The sequence below is a fragment of the Bradyrhizobium sp. A5 genome (assembly GCF_042076515.1).
Classification (GTDB): Bacteria; Pseudomonadota; Alphaproteobacteria; order Rhizobiales; family Xanthobacteraceae; genus Bradyrhizobium; species Bradyrhizobium cosmicum.
This window is the reverse complement of the sequence record NZ_CP148990.1, coordinates 147,616-165,856: the sequence shown is the minus strand read 5'-3', so window position 1 is coordinate 165,856 and position 18,241 is coordinate 147,616. Positions and strand designations below refer to the sequence as shown.

The 18,241-nt window shown below is 65.1% G+C and carries 19 protein-coding genes; 18 read left to right on the top strand and 1 reads right to left on the bottom strand.

Annotation, left to right across the window (positions count from 1 at the left end):
* The first annotated feature begins 32 nt into the window (after positions 1-32).
* The 15 genes from trpS to trmB all read left to right on the top strand — a co-directional run bounded on the left by trpS (position 33) and on the right by trmB (position 13,585).
* A complete protein-coding gene (gene trpS, locus WHZ77_RS00815) occupies positions 33-1,085 on the top strand; it encodes a tryptophan--tRNA ligase (protein WP_375311954.1) in 1,053 nt (350 codons plus the stop codon).
* Positions 1,086-1,192: 107 nt separating this feature from the next.
* Positions 1,193-1,687: a universal stress protein gene (locus tag WHZ77_RS00810; protein ID WP_375311953.1), complete on the top strand. Its 495-nt coding sequence runs from the start codon at positions 1,193-1,195 to the stop codon at positions 1,685-1,687.
* Positions 1,688-1,857: 170 nt separating this feature from the next.
* Positions 1,858-2,427: a NifU family protein gene (locus WHZ77_RS00805; protein WP_375311952.1), complete on the top strand. Its 570-nt coding sequence runs from the start codon at positions 1,858-1,860 to the stop codon at positions 2,425-2,427.
* Between the two features lie 272 nt (positions 2,428-2,699).
* Positions 2,700-3,392 (top strand): tRNA (adenosine(37)-N6)-threonylcarbamoyltransferase complex dimerization subunit type 1 TsaB, encoded by a 693-nt coding sequence (tsaB, locus tag WHZ77_RS00800; RefSeq protein ID WP_375311951.1) that lies wholly within the window; start codon positions 2,700-2,702, stop codon positions 3,390-3,392.
* A complete protein-coding gene (gene rimI, locus WHZ77_RS00795; RefSeq protein ID WP_375311950.1) occupies positions 3,389-3,874 on the top strand; it encodes a ribosomal protein S18-alanine N-acetyltransferase in 486 nt (161 codons plus the stop codon). The genes tsaB and rimI overlap by 4 nt, the downstream gene beginning before the upstream one ends.
* A 38-nt stretch (positions 3,875-3,912) precedes the next feature.
* Positions 3,913-4,368, top strand: a complete 456-nt coding sequence (locus tag WHZ77_RS00790) for a Fur family transcriptional regulator (protein WP_375311949.1) — start codon at positions 3,913-3,915, stop codon at positions 4,366-4,368.
* Complete coding sequence (locus WHZ77_RS00785) at positions 4,369-5,049, top strand: HAD family hydrolase (RefSeq protein ID WP_375311948.1); 681 nt, start codon at positions 4,369-4,371, stop codon at positions 5,047-5,049. It begins immediately after the preceding gene.
* A 180-nt stretch (positions 5,050-5,229) separates the two neighbouring features.
* Complete coding sequence (gene miaB, locus WHZ77_RS00780; RefSeq protein ID WP_375311947.1) at positions 5,230-6,627, top strand: tRNA (N6-isopentenyl adenosine(37)-C2)-methylthiotransferase MiaB; 1,398 nt, start codon at positions 5,230-5,232, stop codon at positions 6,625-6,627.
* A gap of 64 nt (positions 6,628-6,691) precedes the next feature.
* The gene (locus WHZ77_RS00775; RefSeq protein WP_014438680.1) at positions 6,692-7,687 is read left to right on the top strand and encodes a PhoH family protein; all 996 of its coding nucleotides are present in this window, start codon (positions 6,692-6,694) and stop codon (positions 7,685-7,687) included.
* Positions 7,688-7,767: 80 nt separating this feature from the next.
* Entirely contained in the window at positions 7,768-8,256 is a 489-nt protein-coding gene (gene ybeY, locus WHZ77_RS00770) for an rRNA maturation RNase YbeY (protein ID WP_375311946.1), read from the top strand.
* A 1-nt stretch (position 8,257) separates the two neighbouring features.
* Positions 8,258-9,376 carry a hemolysin family protein gene (locus WHZ77_RS00765; RefSeq protein ID WP_375311945.1) on the top strand — a complete coding sequence of 373 codons (1,119 nt, stop codon included), beginning with the start codon at positions 8,258-8,260 and terminating at the stop codon, positions 9,374-9,376.
* Positions 9,373-10,986: an apolipoprotein N-acyltransferase gene (gene lnt / locus WHZ77_RS00760; RefSeq protein ID WP_375311944.1), complete on the top strand. Its 1,614-nt coding sequence runs from the start codon at positions 9,373-9,375 to the stop codon at positions 10,984-10,986. The genes WHZ77_RS00765 and lnt overlap by 4 nt, the downstream gene beginning before the upstream one ends.
* 232 nt (positions 10,987-11,218) lie before the next feature.
* Positions 11,219-11,632, top strand: coding sequence for a helix-turn-helix domain-containing protein (locus tag WHZ77_RS00755; protein WP_014438684.1), 414 nt, complete (start codon positions 11,219-11,221; stop codon positions 11,630-11,632).
* A gap of 85 nt (positions 11,633-11,717) precedes the next feature.
* The gene (locus WHZ77_RS00750; protein WP_375311943.1) at positions 11,718-12,875 is read left to right on the top strand and encodes a M20 family metallopeptidase; all 1,158 of its coding nucleotides are present in this window, start codon (positions 11,718-11,720) and stop codon (positions 12,873-12,875) included.
* A complete protein-coding gene (gene trmB, locus WHZ77_RS00745; RefSeq protein WP_375311942.1) occupies positions 12,872-13,585 on the top strand; it encodes a tRNA (guanosine(46)-N7)-methyltransferase TrmB in 714 nt (237 codons plus the stop codon). The genes WHZ77_RS00750 and trmB overlap by 4 nt, the downstream gene beginning before the upstream one ends.
* Positions 13,586-13,653: 68 nt before the next feature.
* Here trmB and WHZ77_RS00740 read toward each other — a convergent pair whose 3' ends face one another.
* Positions 13,654-14,736 (bottom strand): DUF2336 domain-containing protein, encoded by a 1,083-nt coding sequence (locus WHZ77_RS00740; protein WP_375311941.1) that lies wholly within the window; start codon positions 14,734-14,736, stop codon positions 13,654-13,656.
* Positions 14,737-15,094: 358 nt separating this feature from the next.
* On the opposite strand from WHZ77_RS00740, the gene rimP reads away from it, so the two are divergent.
* The 3 genes from rimP to WHZ77_RS00725 are packed head-to-tail and all read left to right on the top strand — an operon-like array spanning position 15,095 to position 18,191.
* Complete coding sequence (rimP, locus tag WHZ77_RS00735) at positions 15,095-15,871, top strand: ribosome maturation factor RimP (protein ID WP_375311940.1); 777 nt, start codon at positions 15,095-15,097, stop codon at positions 15,869-15,871.
* A 2-nt stretch (positions 15,872-15,873) separates the two neighbouring features.
* Complete coding sequence (gene nusA, locus WHZ77_RS00730) at positions 15,874-17,484, top strand: transcription termination factor NusA (protein ID WP_375311939.1); 1,611 nt, start codon at positions 15,874-15,876, stop codon at positions 17,482-17,484.
* Between the two features lie 23 nt (positions 17,485-17,507).
* Positions 17,508-18,191 carry an RNA-binding protein gene (locus WHZ77_RS00725; RefSeq protein ID WP_375311938.1) on the top strand — a complete coding sequence of 228 codons (684 nt, stop codon included), beginning with the start codon at positions 17,508-17,510 and terminating at the stop codon, positions 18,189-18,191.
* The last annotated feature ends 50 nt before the right edge of the window (positions 18,192-18,241 follow it).

Sequence of the window (18,241 nt, the reverse complement as noted above, 5' to 3'; positions counted from 1 at the left end):
ACGACGCCGGCTACCCCTTAGGAAATCTTGCCATGCCATTCGTTGAACGGGTTTTTTCGGGCGTCCAGCCGACGGGCAATCTGCACCTCGGCAATTATCTCGGCGCGATCGTCAACTTCGTGAAGATGCAGGACACTCACAACTGCATCTATTGCGTCGTCGATATGCACGCGATCACGCAAGGGGTGGACGTCTGGGGCGGACCGGTCGAGCTGGCGCGCAACACCCGCGAGGTGACCGCGGCGTTCATCGCTGCCGGCATCGATCCGAAGAAGCACATCGTGTTCAACCAGAGCCAGGTCTCGGGCCATGCCGAGCTCGCCTGGATCTTCAACTGCGTCGCGCGCATGGGCTGGCTCGGCCGCATGACCCAGTTCAAGGAGAAGGCCGGCAAGGACCGCGAGAACGCGTCCGTCGGCCTGTTCGACTATCCCGTGCTGATGGCGGCCGACATCCTGCTGTACCGCGCCACCCACGTGCCGGTCGGCGAGGACCAGAAGCAGCATCTGGAGCTCTCGCGCGACATCGCGCAGAAGTTCAACAACGATTTCGGCGACTCGATCCGCAACCTTGGCGCCAATGACGGCCTGTTCTTCCCGCTGCCGGAGCCGCTGATTCAGGGACCTGCGACGCGGGTGATGTCCTTGCGCGACGGCACCAAGAAGATGTCGAAGTCGGATCCGTCGGACAATTCGCGCATCAATCTGACTGACGACGCCGACACCATCGCGCAGAAGGTGCGCAAGGCGAAGACCGATCCGGAGCCGTTGCCGACCGAAGAGAAGGGCCTGGAGCCGCGCCCCGAGGCCGACAATCTGGTCGGCATCTTTGCCGCGCTCTCCGGCCGCACCAAGGCCGACGTGCTGCGCGAATTCGGCGGCGGCCAGTTCTCCAGCTTCAAGAATTCGCTGGTCGAGCTGTGCGTGACGAAGCTCTCGCCGATCGCCGGCGAGATGAAGCGTCTCGTCGCCGACCCCGGCCATATCGACGCCATCCTCAACGACGGCGCCGACCGTGCCCGCGCGATCGCCGACGAGACCATGAAGCTCTCCAAGGACATCGTCGGCTTCATCCGCAGGCGCTGATTGCTGCGATCGCAACCCCGGCCGACGCCACTGCGCCAGCCGCTCCTCCTCTCCCCAACGTTGCGGGAGTGTGGCAGCATGCAGGCCGTGCACATTCCGGGACATGCATGACCAGCAAGCGACTTTGCTTCGAGCCGGGTCACAAGCCCAAATGCCTCGTCGTCGTCGATGACACCGCCGAATGGGATCGCGCGGTCTATTACGCCAGCCGCTGGGCGATCCGCGCCGGCGGCGGCGTGGTGATGCTGCGCATCATCGAGCCCGACGAGCAGAGCCAGGAATGGCTGGGGGTCGCCGACATCATGCGCGCCGAGGCGCATGATGCGGCGGAAGCCGCGCTCGACCGCGCCGCCGGCCGCGCCAACGGCATCGCCGCGATCACGCCGGAACGGGTAATCCGCGAAGGCGCCGCGATGGAACAGCTGCTGGCGGTGATCGACGAAGACCCTGACATCGCCATGCTGGTGCTCGCCGCCAGCCCCGGGGCGGAGGGTCCGGGCCCGCTGGTTTCACTGCTGGCACACGCGCTGGGCACGTTCCCGGTGCCCGTGACCGTCATCTCCGGCGCACTCAGCGACCAAAGCGTGGATTCGCTGTCGTAGCCCGTTCTTCACCTCGCCCTGCTTGCGGGGAGAGGGAGAATAAAAGCACCGTAACCCGCTGATGTAACAAAGAAATCTTCGCCACACCCCTTGATCGTGCGTTCGTCGTCGCCATCTGCTAATTGATAGCTCACGCGCCGGCCTTGAACCGGCGACGTCTGGAGAAAGCCATGTTCATTCAAACCGAAGCTACCCCCAATCCCGCCACGCTGAAATTCATTCCCGGCCGCGTCGTGATCGACGGCGGGCCGATGGAATTTGCCAGCCGCGAATCGGCGACGCGCTCGCCGCTGGCCGAAAAGCTGTTCGAGGTGCCCGGGGTCACCGGCGTGTTCTACGGATCTGACTTCATCACCGTGACCAAGGCAAACGGTGAATGGCAGCAGCTCAAGCCCGCGATCCTCGGTGCCATCATGGAGCACTACATGTCCGGCGCTCCGCTGCTCGCCGACGGCACGGCCGCTGGCGATGCCGATTTCGACGACGAGGACGAGTTCTTCGACGAGGCCGACGCCGAGACGGTCGACATGATCAAAGATCTGATCGAGACGCGGGTGCGGCCGGCGGTCGCCAATGACGGCGGCGACATCACCTTCCGCGGTTTCAAGGATGGGATCGTCTATCTCAACATGAAGGGCTCGTGCGCCGGCTGCCCGTCATCGACCGCGACGCTCCAGCACGGCATCCAGAATTTGCTGAAGCATTTTGTGCCCGACGTGGTCGAAGTCCGGCCGATGTAGGCAAAGCGCCGCGGGCGGGCGACCGCGCGCTCGCGCCGGACCCGCCTCAGGCATGGCGATGAAGAAGCTTCGGGGCAAGCTACGATTTGCGCCTGCGGAGGCGTGCGGCTTTGCGACCTGCTCGGCCGCCTCTTGCGCGATAATTCAAATACTTAGGTTCATTTCGGGCCGCGCATTGACGCCCACGTAGAACTACGGGGGTCGATCATGCGCCTGTCGAGAAATCAAACTTGGGCTGGTTCGACCGCGGCGGAACCGACTAAGCTGATTGGATGCTGATCCTTGCCATCGATACCGCGCTGGAGGCGTGCGCGGCCGCCGTTCTCGACACCGACGCCGGCGAGCTCCTTGCGCGGGAGGAGCTCCTCATGAAGCGCGGCCACGCCGAAGCGCTGATGCCGATGATCGCGCGCGTCATGAAGTCCGCCGATCTCGCCTTTACCTCGCTCGACCGCATCGCCGTCACCGTCGGTCCCGGAAGCTTCACCGGATTGCGCGTCGGGATCTCCGCCGCGCGCGGACTTGCGCTGGCGGCGAAGCGCCCGGCCGTCGGGCTGACGACGTTGTCGGCCTATGCCGCCACCATCGTCGGTCAGAACGGAACGGCGCCGGTGATCTCCGCCATCGATGCGCGGCACGATCACGTCTATTTCCAGATCGTCGCCGGCGACGGCAGCCAGCTGGTGCGGCCGGGCGTGGCTCGCATCGACGAGGCGATCGCGGCCTCGCAATTCGGCGCGCCGCATCTGGTCGGCGATGGCGCAAGACTCCTCGCCGATCGCTGGCCGAAGGATGCACCGCAACCTGTCACGGTCGACGCGCAGCCCGCGCCCGACATCAGCTGGGTCGCATGGCTCGGCGCGGCCGCAGATCCCGAGACAAATCCGGCGCGGCCGTTCTATCTGAAGGCGCCCGACGCAAAGCCGACTGCAGGGCCGCCGCTCGCACAAGCCGCAAGCTCATGATGAGATGGTTTTCGGAATGGTGGCGCGGCGGCACGCCCGCCGTCGAACCCGCCTCCGCGCGCGACGCGCTGCGGCTCGCGCAGCTTCACGGCCAGTCCTTCGCGCATGGCTGGGGTGAAGGCGAGTTCGAGGCCATGCTCAGTGAGCGTAACACGCTCGTCCATCGCCTGCGCCTCGGCCGCAAGGTCATCGGCTTCGCGGTGTCACGGATCGGCGCGGACGAAGCGGAGATTCTCTCAATCGCGGTCGACCAGGCCTATCGCGGCCGCGGCCTCTCCCGCATGCTGCTGATGACCCATCTCGGTCACCTCGCCGGGCGCGGCGTGCGCACGATATTTCTGGAGGTCGAGGAGAACAACCAGCCGGCACGGCGGCTCTACGACAGGACCGGATTCATGGTGGTCGGACGCCGCGAACGCTACTATAAGCAGCCCAACGGGGAACAATTGAACGCACTTCTGATGCGCCGTGACTTGTCGTAATATTGATAGCAGAAAGCGCCCCGTCAGGTAGACAACACATGACTGGACTTAAACCTTCCACCGCATCCAAGGCGTCCGGCATCGAGGCGCGCTGTGCCGCGACCGGCATGCGCATGACCGAGCAGCGCCGCGTCATCGCCCGCGTGCTCGCGGAGGCGATCGACCATCCCGATGTCGAGGAACTGTATCGGCGCTGCGTCGCCGTCGACGACAAGATCTCGATCTCGACGGTGTACCGCACCGTAAAACTGTTCGAGGATGCCGGCATCATCGAGCGCCACGATTTCCGCGAGGGCCGCGCGCGCTACGAGACGATGCGCGACAGCCACCACGACCACCTCATCAACCTGCGGGACGGCACGGTGATCGAGTTCACCTCCGAAGAGATCGAGAAGTTGCAAGCGGAGATCGCCCGCAAGCTCGGCTACAAGCTGGTCGACCACCGGCTCGAACTCTATTGCGTCCCGCTCGACGACGACAAGCCCACCAGCTAAGTGTCCTTCGATCTCGTCATCTTCGATTGCGACGGCGTGCTCGTGGACAGCGAGGTCATTTCCTGTCGCGCGCATGCCGACGTGCTGACGAAACACGGCTATCCGATCACGTCGGAGCAGGTGTTCGAGCGCTTCCTCGGCCGCTCGACGCGGCAGGCCAATCTGGAGATCGAAACCGAGCTCGGCCACAAGCTGCCAGAGGCCTATCACGGCGATCTGCAGGACGAGCTGTTTCGCGCATTCGAAGCCGACCTTGAAGCGATCCGCGGCATCCATGACGTGCTCGATGTCGTGACACAGCGCGTCTGCGTCGCCTCGAGCGGCTCGCATCAGCGCATGCAGGTGAGCTTGGGGAGCACCGGCCTCTTTGAGCGTCTCGCGCCAAACATCTTTTCGGCCTCGCAGGTCAAGAGCGGCAAGCCGGCACCGGATCTGTTCCTGTTCGCGGCCAGGGAGATGGGTGTGCCGGCCGAACGCTGTGTCGTCATCGAGGACAGCCTTGCCGGCATCGCCGGCGCCCGGGCGGCCGGCATGACCGTGTTCGGCTTTTGCGGCGGCAGCCATTGCGGGGAAGGCCATGCCGAGACCCTGAGCCAGGCCGGCGCCGACCTGACTTTTTCCGATATGCATCAGCTTCCGGAGCTGGTCCGGCGGGTCGGGGCAGACGCTCTGGCGGGCTAGCCATTGCTGTCATTCCGAGGCGATGCGTAGCATCGAACCCGGAATCTCGCCCCAAAACCTCAGGATTCCGGGTTCGCCCGCTATGCGGGCGCCCCGGAATGACCGTTTGGACCCATTCGCTGGATTTTCGCTGCTCCAGCCTATATCTGAGGGCGGTCCTCCACCTCCATTCCGGGTTCCATGACGCCGCCGCGCAAGCTGCACATCAAATCATATGGCTGCCAGATGAACGTCTACGATGCCCAGCGCATGGTGGACACGCTGGCTCCGGAAGGATTCGTGGAGACGGCCAGCGCCGAGGACGCCGACCTCGTCATCCTCAACACCTGCCATATCCGCGAGAAGGCCTCCGAAAAGGTCTATTCCGAGCTCGGCCGGCTGCGCGTCGCCAAGGACGAGGCCGCGCGCGGGGGCCGGGCGATGCAGATCGCGGTCGCCGGCTGCGTGGCACAGGCAGAGGGTGGAGAGATCACGCGCCGCGCGCCCGTCGTCGACGTCGTGGTCGGCCCGCAGAGCTATCATCACCTTCCGGAGCTTCTGAAGCGAGCACGCGATGAGGGCCGCGCGATCGAGACCGAATTTCCCGCAGCCGACAAATTCGGCTTCCTGGCCCAGCCCAAGCCCGCCGCGATCCGCGCGCGCGGCATTTCCGCTTTCGTCACGGTTCAGGAAGGCTGCGACAAGTTCTGCACCTTCTGCGTCGTGCCCTATACGCGCGGCGCCGAAGTCTCGCGTCCGGTGGCGAAGATCGTCGACGACGTGAAGCGGCTGGCCGACAACGGGGTGCGCGAGCTCACCCTGATCGGGCAGAACGTCAACGCCTATCACGGCGAGGGGCCTGACGGAAAAAGCTGGCCGCTCGGCCGGCTGCTCGAGCATCTGGCAACGGTTCCCGGCATCGCCCGGCTGCGTTATTCGACCAGCCATCCCCGCGACGTCGACGACAGTTTGATTGCAGCCCATCGCGATCTCGGCCAGCTGATGCCGTTCGTGCACCTGCCGGTGCAGTCGGGTTCTGACCGGGTTTTAGCCGCCATGAACCGGAAACATACCGCCGATGATTACCGGCGTGTCGTCGACCGTTTCCGGGCCGCGCGCCAAGACATTGCTTTTTCATCAGATTTTATCGTGGGCTTCCCCGGCGAAAGCGAGCAAGATTTTCTCGCCACACTCGCGCTTGTCACGCAAATCGGCTACGCTTCGGCATATTCGTTCAAATACTCCGCCCGGCCGGGAACGCCGGCCGCGGACATGCAGGAGACGGTGTCCCCCGCCGAGATGGACCAGCGATTGGAGCGGCTCCAGGAACTGATCGACAGCCAGCAATCGGCCTTCAACAAGGCTGCGATTGGCTCAACGGTCGATGTGCTGTTCGAACGCCCGGCCCGCAGGGACGGCCAGATCGTCGGCCGCACCGCTTTCCTTCAGCCCGCCCATGTGATGGCCTCGCCCGACATCATCGGACAAATCCTGCCGGTCCGGATCGACAGCCTCGAACGCTACAGCTTCCTTGGTGAGCTCGCCACACCGCGCGTTGCGCGCGAGCCCGCTTTATCGCCCATAGCCACTGGAGCCTGAACCCTTGCCAAAAAGTGCATCGGATTCGTCTTCTATCGCTCCCAGCCGCAAATTCGACCGCGACATGCAAGTACCGCCCGAGACCCAGGTCGTCATCGACTTCGACGACAATCGCGCGGCGTCCGCGCTGGTCGGCCCCTACGGCCAGCACCTGGCGCAGATCGAGCGGCGGCTCGGCGTCGTCGTCGATTCCAAGGGCAACCACATCACCATCGGCGGTTCGCGCGACGGCTGCGATGCCGCCCGCCGCGTGCTGGAGACGCTCTACGCCCAGGCCGTGAAGGGACAGGATCTCGACCAGGGCGAGGTCGAGGGCGCGATCCGCGCCGTGATCGCCCAGGGCTCGCTGTTCGAGTTTGACGCCAAGTCGGCCAAGTCGACATTCGACAGCATCAATTTGCGCAAGCGCCCGGTGCGCGCGCGCACGGCGGCGCAGGATTCCTACATCCGGGCGCTGAAGCGCCACGAGCTGGTGTTCGGCATCGGTCCCGCCGGCACCGGAAAGACCTGGCTCGCGGTGGCGCATGCCGCGCAGCTGTTCGAGCGCAAGGAGGTCGACAAGATCATCCTGTCGCGCCCGGCGGTGGAAGCCGGCGAGCGGCTCGGCTTCCTGCCCGGCGATCTCCGCGAGAAGGTCGATCCTTATCTGCGCCCGATCTACGACGCGCTCTACGATCTCATGGATGCACGCATCGTCGAGCGCGCGCTGCAGACCGGCGAGATCGAGATCGCGCCACTCGCCTTCATGCGCGGCCGCACGCTGACCAATGCCGCCATCATCCTGGACGAGGCGCAGAACACCACGTCGATGCAGATGAAGATGTTTCTGACCCGTCTTGGCGAGAACAGCCGCATGATCGTGACCGGCGATCCCTCGCAGATCGACCTGCCGAACGGCCAGACCTCGGGCCTCGCCGAGGCGACCCGGCTGCTGAGCGGCGTCGAAGGCATTGCGCAAGTTCATTTCAAGGCCGAGGACGTGATCCGCCACGAACTCGTGGCGCGGATCGTCTCCGCCTATGAAGGGCAGCCGCAGCGGCCGGCCGCCGGTAAATCCTGAAGACAACAACCGGATCATACGGGCGTGGACGCAGGCGCCTTTCGTTCCGAACAAAGAGAATGTCACACCCCAACCTTCCCATGACCGAGGTCCTTGTCGTTGCCGATTGCTGGCAGCGCGAACCCGATTCCGAAGCCGTGATCCAGCGCGCCGTTGCGGCCGCCGCCGAAACTGTCGACGAGGACGTCGCGGGCGCGGAAGTGGCCGTGATGCTGACCGATGATGCCGGCATCCGCACCCTCAACAGCAACTGGCGCGGCATCGACAAGCCGACCAACGTGCTGTCATTTTCCGCGCTGCAGCCGGAGGGCGAGTGGAAGCCGGGCGATGCGCCGCGCATGCTCGGCGACATCGCGATCGCCTACGAGACCATGCGGCGCGAGGCGGACGAGGAACACAAGCCGTTCGATCATCATTTGAGCCATCTCGCCGTGCACGGTTTCCTGCATCTGATCGGCTTCGACCACGAGAACGACGACGAGGCGGAGGAGATGGAAGCGCTGGAGACGCAGATCCTGGCTCATCTCGGCATCCCCGACCCCTATGCAGACCGCGCAGGGACGCACTGAGATGCCGGATTCCGAACCGATCCACGACAATCCGCGCGATACGCCCAATCTGCCGGCCGTAGTGACGTCGGGCGAGGTGCTGCGCCCGACCGCGGACGGCTGGCTGCTCCGCGCCATCCGGACGCTGTTCGGCTGGAAGGCCGGATCGGTGCGCGACGACCTCCAGGTCGTGCTCGACGCCACGACGCCCGACGACACCGGCTTTTCGACCGTCGAGCGCACCATGCTGCGCAACATCCTCGGCCTGCACGAGCGGCGGATCGCCGACGTCATGGTGCATCGCGCCGACATCATCGCTGTGAAGCGCGACATCCCGCTCGGCGAATTGATGGATCGCTTCGAAAGCGCCGGCCATTCGCGCCTGGTCGTTTACAACGAGACGCTCGACGATCCCGTCGGCATCGTCCACATCCGCGACCTGCTTGCATTCATGACCGCGCGGGCGCGCGTGTCGGACGCCACCAAGACGAAGCGCAAGAAACCGCTGCCGGCCGGACTCGACCTGCGCACGGTCGACCTGGCACTGCCGCTACAGGATGCGCGCATCATCCGCAAGCTGCTCTACGTGCCGCCGTCGATGCGGGCGATCGACCTGCTGGCGCAGATGCAGGCCACGCGCATTCATCTGGCGCTGGTCGTAGACGAATATGGCGGCAGCGACGGGCTGGTTTCGCTCGAGGACATCGTCGAGCAGATCGTCGGCGAGATCGACGACGAGCACGACAGCGACGAGCCGCCCTCGATCGTGCGCCTGCCCGACAACGCCTTCATCGCCGATGCCCGCGCCAGCCTCGACGACGTCCGCACGGTGATCGGCGCGGACTTCGTCACCGGCGAGGCCGGCGAGGAAGTCGAGACGCTCGGCGGCTATCTCGTCAGCTTCGTCGGCCGCCTGCCGGTGCGCGGCGAGGTGATCTCGGGCCCCGGCAATTACGAGATCGAGGTGCTCGATGCCGATCCGCGCCGCGTCAAGCGGCTGCGGATCTCGACGCGGAAGGAACGCGCCGCGCCGCGCACCCAGCGCGAAAGCCGCCGCCGCGAGACCACGCCGGAGAGCGGTCAGCCGCCGTCCGGCGACACGCCCACCCCGCCGCCGAGCGACGGGGCCGGCCCGCAGTGAGCCCGTTCCAGCGCCTTCGGCAGATCGCCCTCACCATCATCCTCGCCTGGGGATGGAAGCGCGCGCTCATCGCGACGGGGTGCGGCGCGCTGTCGGTGCTGGCGCTGGCGCCGTTCAACATCTTTCCGGTGCTGTTCGTCACCTTGCCCGTGCTGGTCTGGCTGATCGACGGCGCCGGCGCCGGACGATATGTCGGCGTCCCCGTCGCGGCACTGACCGGCTACTGCTTCGGGCTCGGCTATTTCGTGCCCGGCCTCTACTGGATCGGCTATGCGTTCTTCGTCGATGCCGATGTGTTCGCCTGGCTGACGCCGTTCGCTGTTCTCGGCCTACCGGCCTATCTCTCGATCTTCACGGCGCTCGGATTTGCCTTGGCCCGCCTGCTCTGGACCAAGGATGCCACGCGCATCCTCGCGCTCGCCGCGAGCCTCACCGTCGCCGAATGGCTGCGCGGTCACGCGCTGACCGGCTTTCCCTGGAATGCGTTCGGCTATGCGCTGTCCGAGCCGCTGCCGCTGGCGCAGACGGCGTCGTTGATCGGCCTCTGGGGCATGACGTTCGTCGCGATCGCGATCTTCGCGAGCCCCGCGGCGCTGATCGACCGCACGCCTGATCGCCGCCCGGCGTGGCGCGCGCCGGCTGCCGCGATCGCACTCCTGATCGTGATGAGCATCTTCGGCGCGATCCGCCTGTCGCTGCATCCGACCACGATGGTCGCGGGCGCCAAGCTGCGCCTGATGCAGCCGGACCTCCAGCAGGACGCAAAGTTCAACTACGCCGCCAAGGCGGACGTGATGAAGAAATACCTGGCGCTGTCGGACCGCGCCTCCGGACCGCAATCGACCGGCGTGCGCGATGCCACCATCCTGATCTGGCCGGAATCCGCCTTTCCGTTCTTCCTGACCCGCGAAGCCGATGCAATGGCCGAGATCGCCGAGCTGCTGCCGAAGGGCACGGTGCTGATCACGGGTTCAGTCCGCGCGCCCGACTTGCCGCGCGGCACGCCGATCACGCGCGCGTATAATTCGATTTACGTCATCGATCACGACGGCAGCGTGCTCTCGGTCTACGACAAGCTCCACCTCGTGCCGTTCGGTGAGTTTCTGCCCTACCAGGACCTGATGGAGAAGCTCGGCTTCGAGCAACTGACGCGCATGCGCGGCGGCTTCATTCCCGGCACCGTGCGGCACGCACTGCCGGTGCCCGGCGTGCCGCCCGCGCTGCCGCTGATCTGTTACGAAGCCATCTTTCCCGGTGAGGTTGCCGGGCGCAACGAACGTCCAGGCTGGATCGTGAACCTCACCAATGACGGCTGGTTCGGCATCTCGACCGGTCCCTATCAGCATCTGGAGCAGGCACGGATGCGCGCCATCGAACTCGGACTGCCGCTGGTCCGCTCGGCCAATACCGGCGTCTCGGCGGTGATCGATCCGGTCGGGCGCACCGTTGCAAGCCTCGGCCTCGGAGTCGAAGGCATTTTGGATGCAAGCCTGCCTGCCGCAATCCCACCGACCGTCTATGCGCGTGTGGGCGATGTGCCCGCAGCCATGCTCGTCGCGCTGGCTGTGTTTCTGGCGGTCAGGCGACGTGTTGCCAAACGGCATCCGTAGTCGCACCGTCGCTAGCGGTTTTTGGTCGACGCGACCGGAATCCTTTGACAACCGTAGTCCCACGGTTGACAGACTGCACGCGGCCTCCTCATTCTGCATCCGCTGCAAAAGACAGTGGCCGTTGCTAAATTTCTCCGCAATGTTCCCCAATAACAGGGTTTGATTTTTACACTGCTTGCACCTGAGGCATTCTCTTCGATTGCGCCGACGGTGATGTTTGGAGGCTGAGGAAATGTCGAAAGCGCCCAACCCTGTTGACAAATATGTCGGCAGCCGCGTGCGCATGCGCCGCATCATGTTGGGCATGAGCCAGGAAAAGCTCGGTGAAGCCTTGGGCCTGACTTTCCAGCAGATCCAGAAGTACGAGAAGGGTACGAATCGCGTCGGCGCGAGCCGCATCCAGCAGATCTCCGAGATTTTGCAGGTACCGGTGTCGTTCCTGTTCGAGGGCGGCCCCAGCGGCGTGGCCGGAACGGATGGCTTCGCAGAAGGCGCTTCGCCCTCTTACGTCTCGGACTTCCTCGCGACCTCCGAGGGTCTCGCGTTGACCAAGGCGTTCACGCGAATCACCGATTCGAAGATGCGCCGCTCGATCGTCGACCTCGTCGAGCAGATCGCGGCACGCGAAGGCCCCGACAAGCGCTGACGCACAATCTCGATCTGATTTGAGACCGCGTCAATTCTGGCCTATGTCGTCATCTGTGGCCGCGCTTTGATGCGCTCCCTTTCCGATGATGCGGTTCAAAGGCACAGATGCGCTCATGACCAACTCCAATTGGTACGATTCTCAAACTATTCTCGACGGCATCCGGCGCTGGGTGGAGATCGAGACGCCGACGGAAGCGCCTGAACAAATCAACAAGCTGATCGCTGTGGTCGCGGAGCAATATCGCGATCTGCCGGTCACGCTCGAACGCATCGCCGGCGTCGACGGCTGCGGCGATCATCTCGTTGCGCGCACGATCTGGGGTCAGGACCTGCCAGGCATTCTGGTGCTGAGCCACCTCGACACCGTTCATCCCATGGGATTCATCGAGCGCCTGCCGTTTAAGGTCGAAGGCGACAGCGCGTTCGGCCCCGGCATCTACGACATGAAGGGGGGCGCCTACATCGCCCAGCACGCCTTTCGCGCGCTTTGCGCAACCGCCGAGCGCTCGCCGCTCGGCATCACCCACATTTTCACCTCCGATGAGGAGATCGGTAGCCCCACCTCCCGCGCGCTGATCGAGCAGGAAGGGCGCAGGGCCAAATACGTTCTGGTGACGGAGCCTGCGCGCGACGGCGGCAAGATCGTCACCGGACGCAAGGGCGTCGGGAGATTCGAAGTGTTCATCAAGGGCGTGCCCGCGCATGCCGGCACACGGCCCCAGGACGGCCGCAGCGCGAACCGTGAGCTCGCCAACGTGATCCTGGCGCTGGAGGGAATGAACGATCTGGAGCGCGGTGTCACCGTCAATGTCGGCGTGGTGCGGGGCGGCACGCGGCCCAACGTCACGCCGGAAGAGGCCCACGCCGAGATTGATTTGCGCGTCCCGAGCTTCGCCGATGCGGAAGAATTCGTCGGCAGGATTCTCGGGCTGACGTCCAAGACGGAAGGCGTCACAGTCAGGGTCACGGGCGCGCTCAATCGTCCGCCCTACGAGAAGAACAATGCCGGCGCCGCGCTGTACGAGCACGCAAAGACGCTTGCCGCCGAGATCGGCTTCGAGCTGATCGACGCCCACACCGGCGGCGGCTCGGACGGCAATTTCACCGCCGCGCACACCGCGACGCTCGACGGGCTCGGCGTCGACGGCAAGGGCGCGCACACCCATTATGAGCAGCTCTACGTCTCGTCGCTCGAACCGCGGGCGCGGCTGCTGCATCGCCTGTACCAGACGCTGCGATGAGCGAACGCAAATCAGATCCCGATCGCGATGACAGCGAGCGCGCCTTTTTCGGGCGCCGCAAGGGCCACAAGCTCAGGCAGCACCAGGCCGAGTTGATCGATCATCTGCTGCCGCATCTTGCGCTCGACATTGACGGTGAGGCGCCGGCCAATGCGGGCGAGATCTTCGATCCCGCAGCGGACGAGGTGCGGCTCGAGATCGGCTTCGGTGGCGGCGAGCATCTTGCGGCCGAGGCGCAGGCCTTCCCCGGGACCGGCTTCATCGGCTGCGAGCCCTATGTCAACGGCATGGCGAAGATCCTCGCGCAGATCGAGGCCGCCAACATCGCCAACATCCGCCTGTTCGCGGGCGACGCCGCCGAACTGCTGGCCTGGCTGCCGCAGGCCTCGCTGTCGCGGATCGACCTGATCCATCCCGATCCCTGGCCGAAGCGGCGACACTGGAAGCGGCGCTTCGTCCAGGACCGGACGATCGCCGCGATGGCGCGCGTGCTGAAGGCTGGCGGCGAATTCCGCTTCGTTTGCGACATCGACGATTACTGCGCCTGGACGCTGTCGCATCTGTCGCGCTCGCCGGACTTCCGATGGCTCGCGGAACGCGCCGATGATTTCCGGCTGCCGTGGAACGGCTACACCATGACGCGCTACGGCCGGAAGGCCACGCGCGAAGGGCGCAAGGCGGCGTATCTGCGGTTTCAGAGGGTCGGTTAGCCGTCATTGCAGGTGGTAGCTCGCGACAAAATTGCGAAGCAATTTTGCGCTGGCGACGAGGCTCGGCTCTAGATCGTCTGCCGGTTGCGCCAGAATTTCACGACGCGCTCGGCAGTCGCCGGCATCAGGCGCGTGAAGTTCACGCGCGCCTGCTCGAGATCGGCATCGGCTGGCGCCCGATTCGGGCCGTACCACATCAGGATCAGTGCACGCACCGTGGGCCAGCCGAGATTCAGCATCCGCCCCAAAATCAGAATTGGATCGTAGCGATCGCCCGCGATCAGGCGGTCGAGAATCGAGAGGCGGAGGCCGGCCATCGCCGAGAGCGAGGCGATCGATTCCTCGTATTTGTGCGCCTTGGCAAAGCTGAGCAGCGCGCTCTCGCCGAGATGTCCGCCGCGATGCAAGGCGAGCACGGTGCGCTGTGCCGCCGAGAAATCACGCCGCGGCCCGGGCGGCAGAGCGGCCTCCTCGATCGCGAGCATGGCGCGCTTGATTTCGACCTGGCGCGCGGGATTGACCACACGTGAGAGGCGGCGGCGGATCACGTCGAGCGTGCCGTTGAGAAGCTCCTTCAGGTGCTCGCCCGAAAGATCGTCGCGCTGACCGATCTTGAGTGTCAGCACGCCGTCCTGTGCCGCACGCTTGATCAGCTCGGAATAGCTGCCGGGCGAGAACACCGCGCCGGCATTGCCGGCCGCGCGCCGCAACACATCGCGATCGCCACGCTCGACCAGCACGTCGGTGACGACAGCCGGCAAAGCGGGGCGCTCCGTCATCGCCAGCAAATGACCCTGGCCCTTCAACCGTGCGATCTCGACCAGGGCGGCTTCGTCGAGCACGGGCGAGTGGCGAAGCACGGGGCCCGCCACCATGATCTCGTTTTCGCGCGCGAGCTGGGTCACCAGATGCGGCGGCGCGTTGTCCAGGCGCGAGAAGCGTTCGGCAAGATCGACCCGCGAGGCCAGCTCGGCATGCGGGACGAGATCGATCAGGAGATTGTCGAACAGCTCGATGAGATCGGGACGGAGCCTTGCGGCATCGTGGAAGAACAAATCCGAGATGGCGCGCGCGATTTCGCCGCGACGCCGGGGATCACCGCGTTTGACGATATCGTCCAGTCCGGGAATGAGCGACGTGGCAACGGTCATGAAGCGCAACTCGAGCAGGGCACGCCGCGGGTGCGCCCTCGGTCCAAGCCGCCCCACAATCAGGGAATCTAGGCCTGCTAGATGAAGGAAGCGTTGCGTGAGGCCCGCGGACCGGGCGCAAAAAGCCTCGTCCTGCCTGCGATGGGCCTTGTCCGGGAGGACGGAAAGGGCTATATCAGCGCCAATTCATCTTCTCATACGATCCGCGTAGTGAGAGTGGGCCCGAAAGGACCCGCTCTTTTTTATTACCTGAGCGCGGCTTGGCGGAAGATACGGCCTGACGCGTTGTCGGGAAAGTTCCGAAGCGGGCTTTGCAGTCGTAACCAAGCCTTAACCATCGAGCGCCTTGACCCTGGATATGACCGAACCGACCACTGGTTCCACGGATGCCGAGTTGCTGGCCGAGCCGAGGCTCGTCGTCGAGCCGGGCGTGGCGGCACGGGTATCCGCGGTCGCGGCGCCCGTGCTCGAGGGCATGGGTTATCGCCTGGTGCGGATCCGCATTTCCGGGGAATCCGGCTGCACAGTGCAGATCATGGCCGAGCGGCCGGACGGCACGATGCAGCTCGAGGATTGCGAGGCGATCTCGCGGGCGCTGTCGCCCGTGCTCGATGTCGCCGATCCCATCGATCGCGCCTATCGACTGGAAATTTCCTCGCCGGGGATCGACCGGCCCCTGGTGCGGCGCTCGGACTTCGAGCGCTATGTGGGCCATCTGGTGAAAGTCGAGATGGCCGTCGCCCATGAAGGGCGGAAGCGGTTCCGTGGCAAGATCGGCGCCGTTGAAGGCGACCGCGTGCATTTGCATCGCGACGACGTCAAGTCGGGCGACGAGACCGACGTTCTCCTGACGATGGAGGATATCGGCGAGGCACGGCTGGTACTGACCGACGAGCTGATCGCGGAATCGATGCGCCGCGGCAAGGCCCAGGCGCGCGAGATGCGCCGCAATCTCGGCCTGGAGCCGCCGGCGGCACCGCACGCCAGCATCAGCGAGAAAACGACCAAGAACACCAAGCCGCAAAAGAAGCCGGCTCCGACGCCAAAAAAGCCGGCTCCGACCAATACGAAGAAACATCGCCTTGCCGCCGATCGCGCGCGGCGGGGCGAGATCGAGCCTGACGAAGGAGACTAGCCATGGCAGTCAGCGCCAATCGACTTGAGTTGCTCCAGATCGCCGACGCCGTTGCGCGCGAGAAATCGATCGACCGCGGCATCGTCATCGCGGCGATGGAGGACGCCATCGCCAAGGCCGCGCGGGCCCGATACGGCAGCGAGACCGACGTTCACGCCGAGATCGACCCCAAGAAGGGCGAGTTGCGGCTGTCGCGCCACATGCTGGTCGTCGAGACGGTTGAAAACCATTCCAACCAGATCTCGCTGGTGGACGCACAGCGCGCCAATCCCGGTGCCCAGGTCGGCGACACCATCGCCGACACCCTGCCGCCGCTGGAATACGGCCGCATCGCCGCGCAGTCGGCCAAGCAGGTGATCGTGCAGAAGGTGCGCGAGGCCGAGCGTGACCGGCAGTACCAGGAATTCAAGGACCGCATCGGCGACATCGTCAACGGCGTCGTCAAGCGCGTCGAATATGGCAGCGTGATCGTCGATCTCGGCCGCGGCGAAGCCATCATCCGCCGCGACGAGATGCTGCCGCGCGAAGTGTTCCGCAACGGCGACCGCGTCCGCGCCTACATCTTCGACGTCCGCCGCGAGACCCGCGGCCCGCAGATCTTCCTCTCCCGCACCCATCCGCAGTTCATGGCGAAGCTGTTCGCGCAGGAAGTGCCCGAGATCTATGACGGCATCGTCGAGATCAAGGCGGTGGCCCGCGATCCGGGCTCGCGCGCGAAAATCGGCGTGATTTCCCGCGATTCCTCGGTCGATCCGGTCGGCGCCTGCGTCGGCATGCGCGGCTCGCGCGTGCAGGCCGTGGTGAACGAGTTGCAGGGCGAGAAGATCGACATCATTCCCTGGTCGCCCGACATCGCAACCTTCGTGGTCAACGCGCTGGCGCCCGCCGAAGTCTCCAAGGTCGTCATCGACGAGGACCGCGAGCGCATCGAAGTCGTCGTGCCCGACACCAACAACCAGCTCTCGCTGGCGATCGGCCGCCGCGGCCAGAACGTGCGTCTGGCCTCGCAGCTCACCGGCTGGGACATCGACATCCTGACCGAGCAGGAGGAATCGGAGCGCCGCCAGGCCGACTTCGAGAACTCCACCCGCGTCTTCATGGAATCGCTCAACGTCGACGAAGTGGTCGGCCAGCTGCTGGCGTCCGAAGGCTTCACCTCGGTCGAGGAGCTCGCCATGGTGGACCTCAAGGAACTCGCCGGCATCGAGGGCTTCGACGAGGAGACCGCGCAGGAACTCCAGAACCGCGCCCGCGAATATCTCGAGCAGCAGGAAGCCGAGATCGAGGCCAAGCGCAAGGAGCTCGGTGTCGAGGACGCCGTCAAGGACGTGCCGGGCGTGACCTCGAAGATGCTGGTGAAGTTCGGCGAGAACGACATCAAGACGGTCGAGGACCTCGCCGGCTGCGCCACCGACGATCTGGTCGGCTGGACCGAGCGCAAGGAAGGCGGCGAACAGACCAAGTTCCCCGGCGCGCTCGATGGCCTCGAAATCTCCCGCGACGACGCCGAAGCCATGATCATGCAGGCCCGCGTCAAGGCCGGCTGGATCACCGAAGCCGATCTCGCCAAGCCGGCCGAAGAGGCTGAGGCGGCTGAAGATCAGCCGGCTTAAGGGCCAAGGAGAATGTCGCCCGGATGCTCGCAGATACCGACCACGATCTCGACAATGGCCCGCGGACCGAAAGGTCCGCGACCATGCGGATGTGCGCGGTCAGCCGCGAGGTCCGGCCGATCGACGAGCTGATCCGCTTCGTCGTCTCGCCGGAAGGGCACGTCGTCCCCGATCTCAAGCGCAGGCTGCCCGGACGCGGCATGTGGCTCACCGCCTCGCGCGAGGTGGTTGCGGAAGCCGTTCGTCGTCACCATTTTAGCAAAGCCTTCAAGCGCGAACTGCGCATCCCCCAGACGTTTCCTGCGGACATCGAGGCGCTCCTGGTTCGGAGCGTGACCGAAGCCCTTGGGATTGCTGCCAAGGCGGCCCAAATCGTGGCCGGTTTCGGCAAGGTCGAAAGCGCCCTGCGGGAAGGCACGGTCGAGGTCCTGATCCATGCCAGCGACGGGGCCGCGGACGGAATCCGCAAATTGGACATGCTGGCACGTCAAAATGACGGAAATCGCGGCACCAAGCCGCAGATTCCCGTCGTCACCGCACTGAAATCAGTAGAATTGGATTTGGCACTTACCCGGTCAAATGTGATACATGCTGCCCTGCTCGCGGGCCCGGCGAGCAAGTCATTCCTGTCACGTAGCCAGATGCTGGTCCGATACCGGATGGCGGACGATGACAAGACTGCCGAAAAGCCCGGCCAGGATTTCTGAGAGACAACGACCACCCGATAGGACGGTGCGGCAACGCACAACGCTAACAG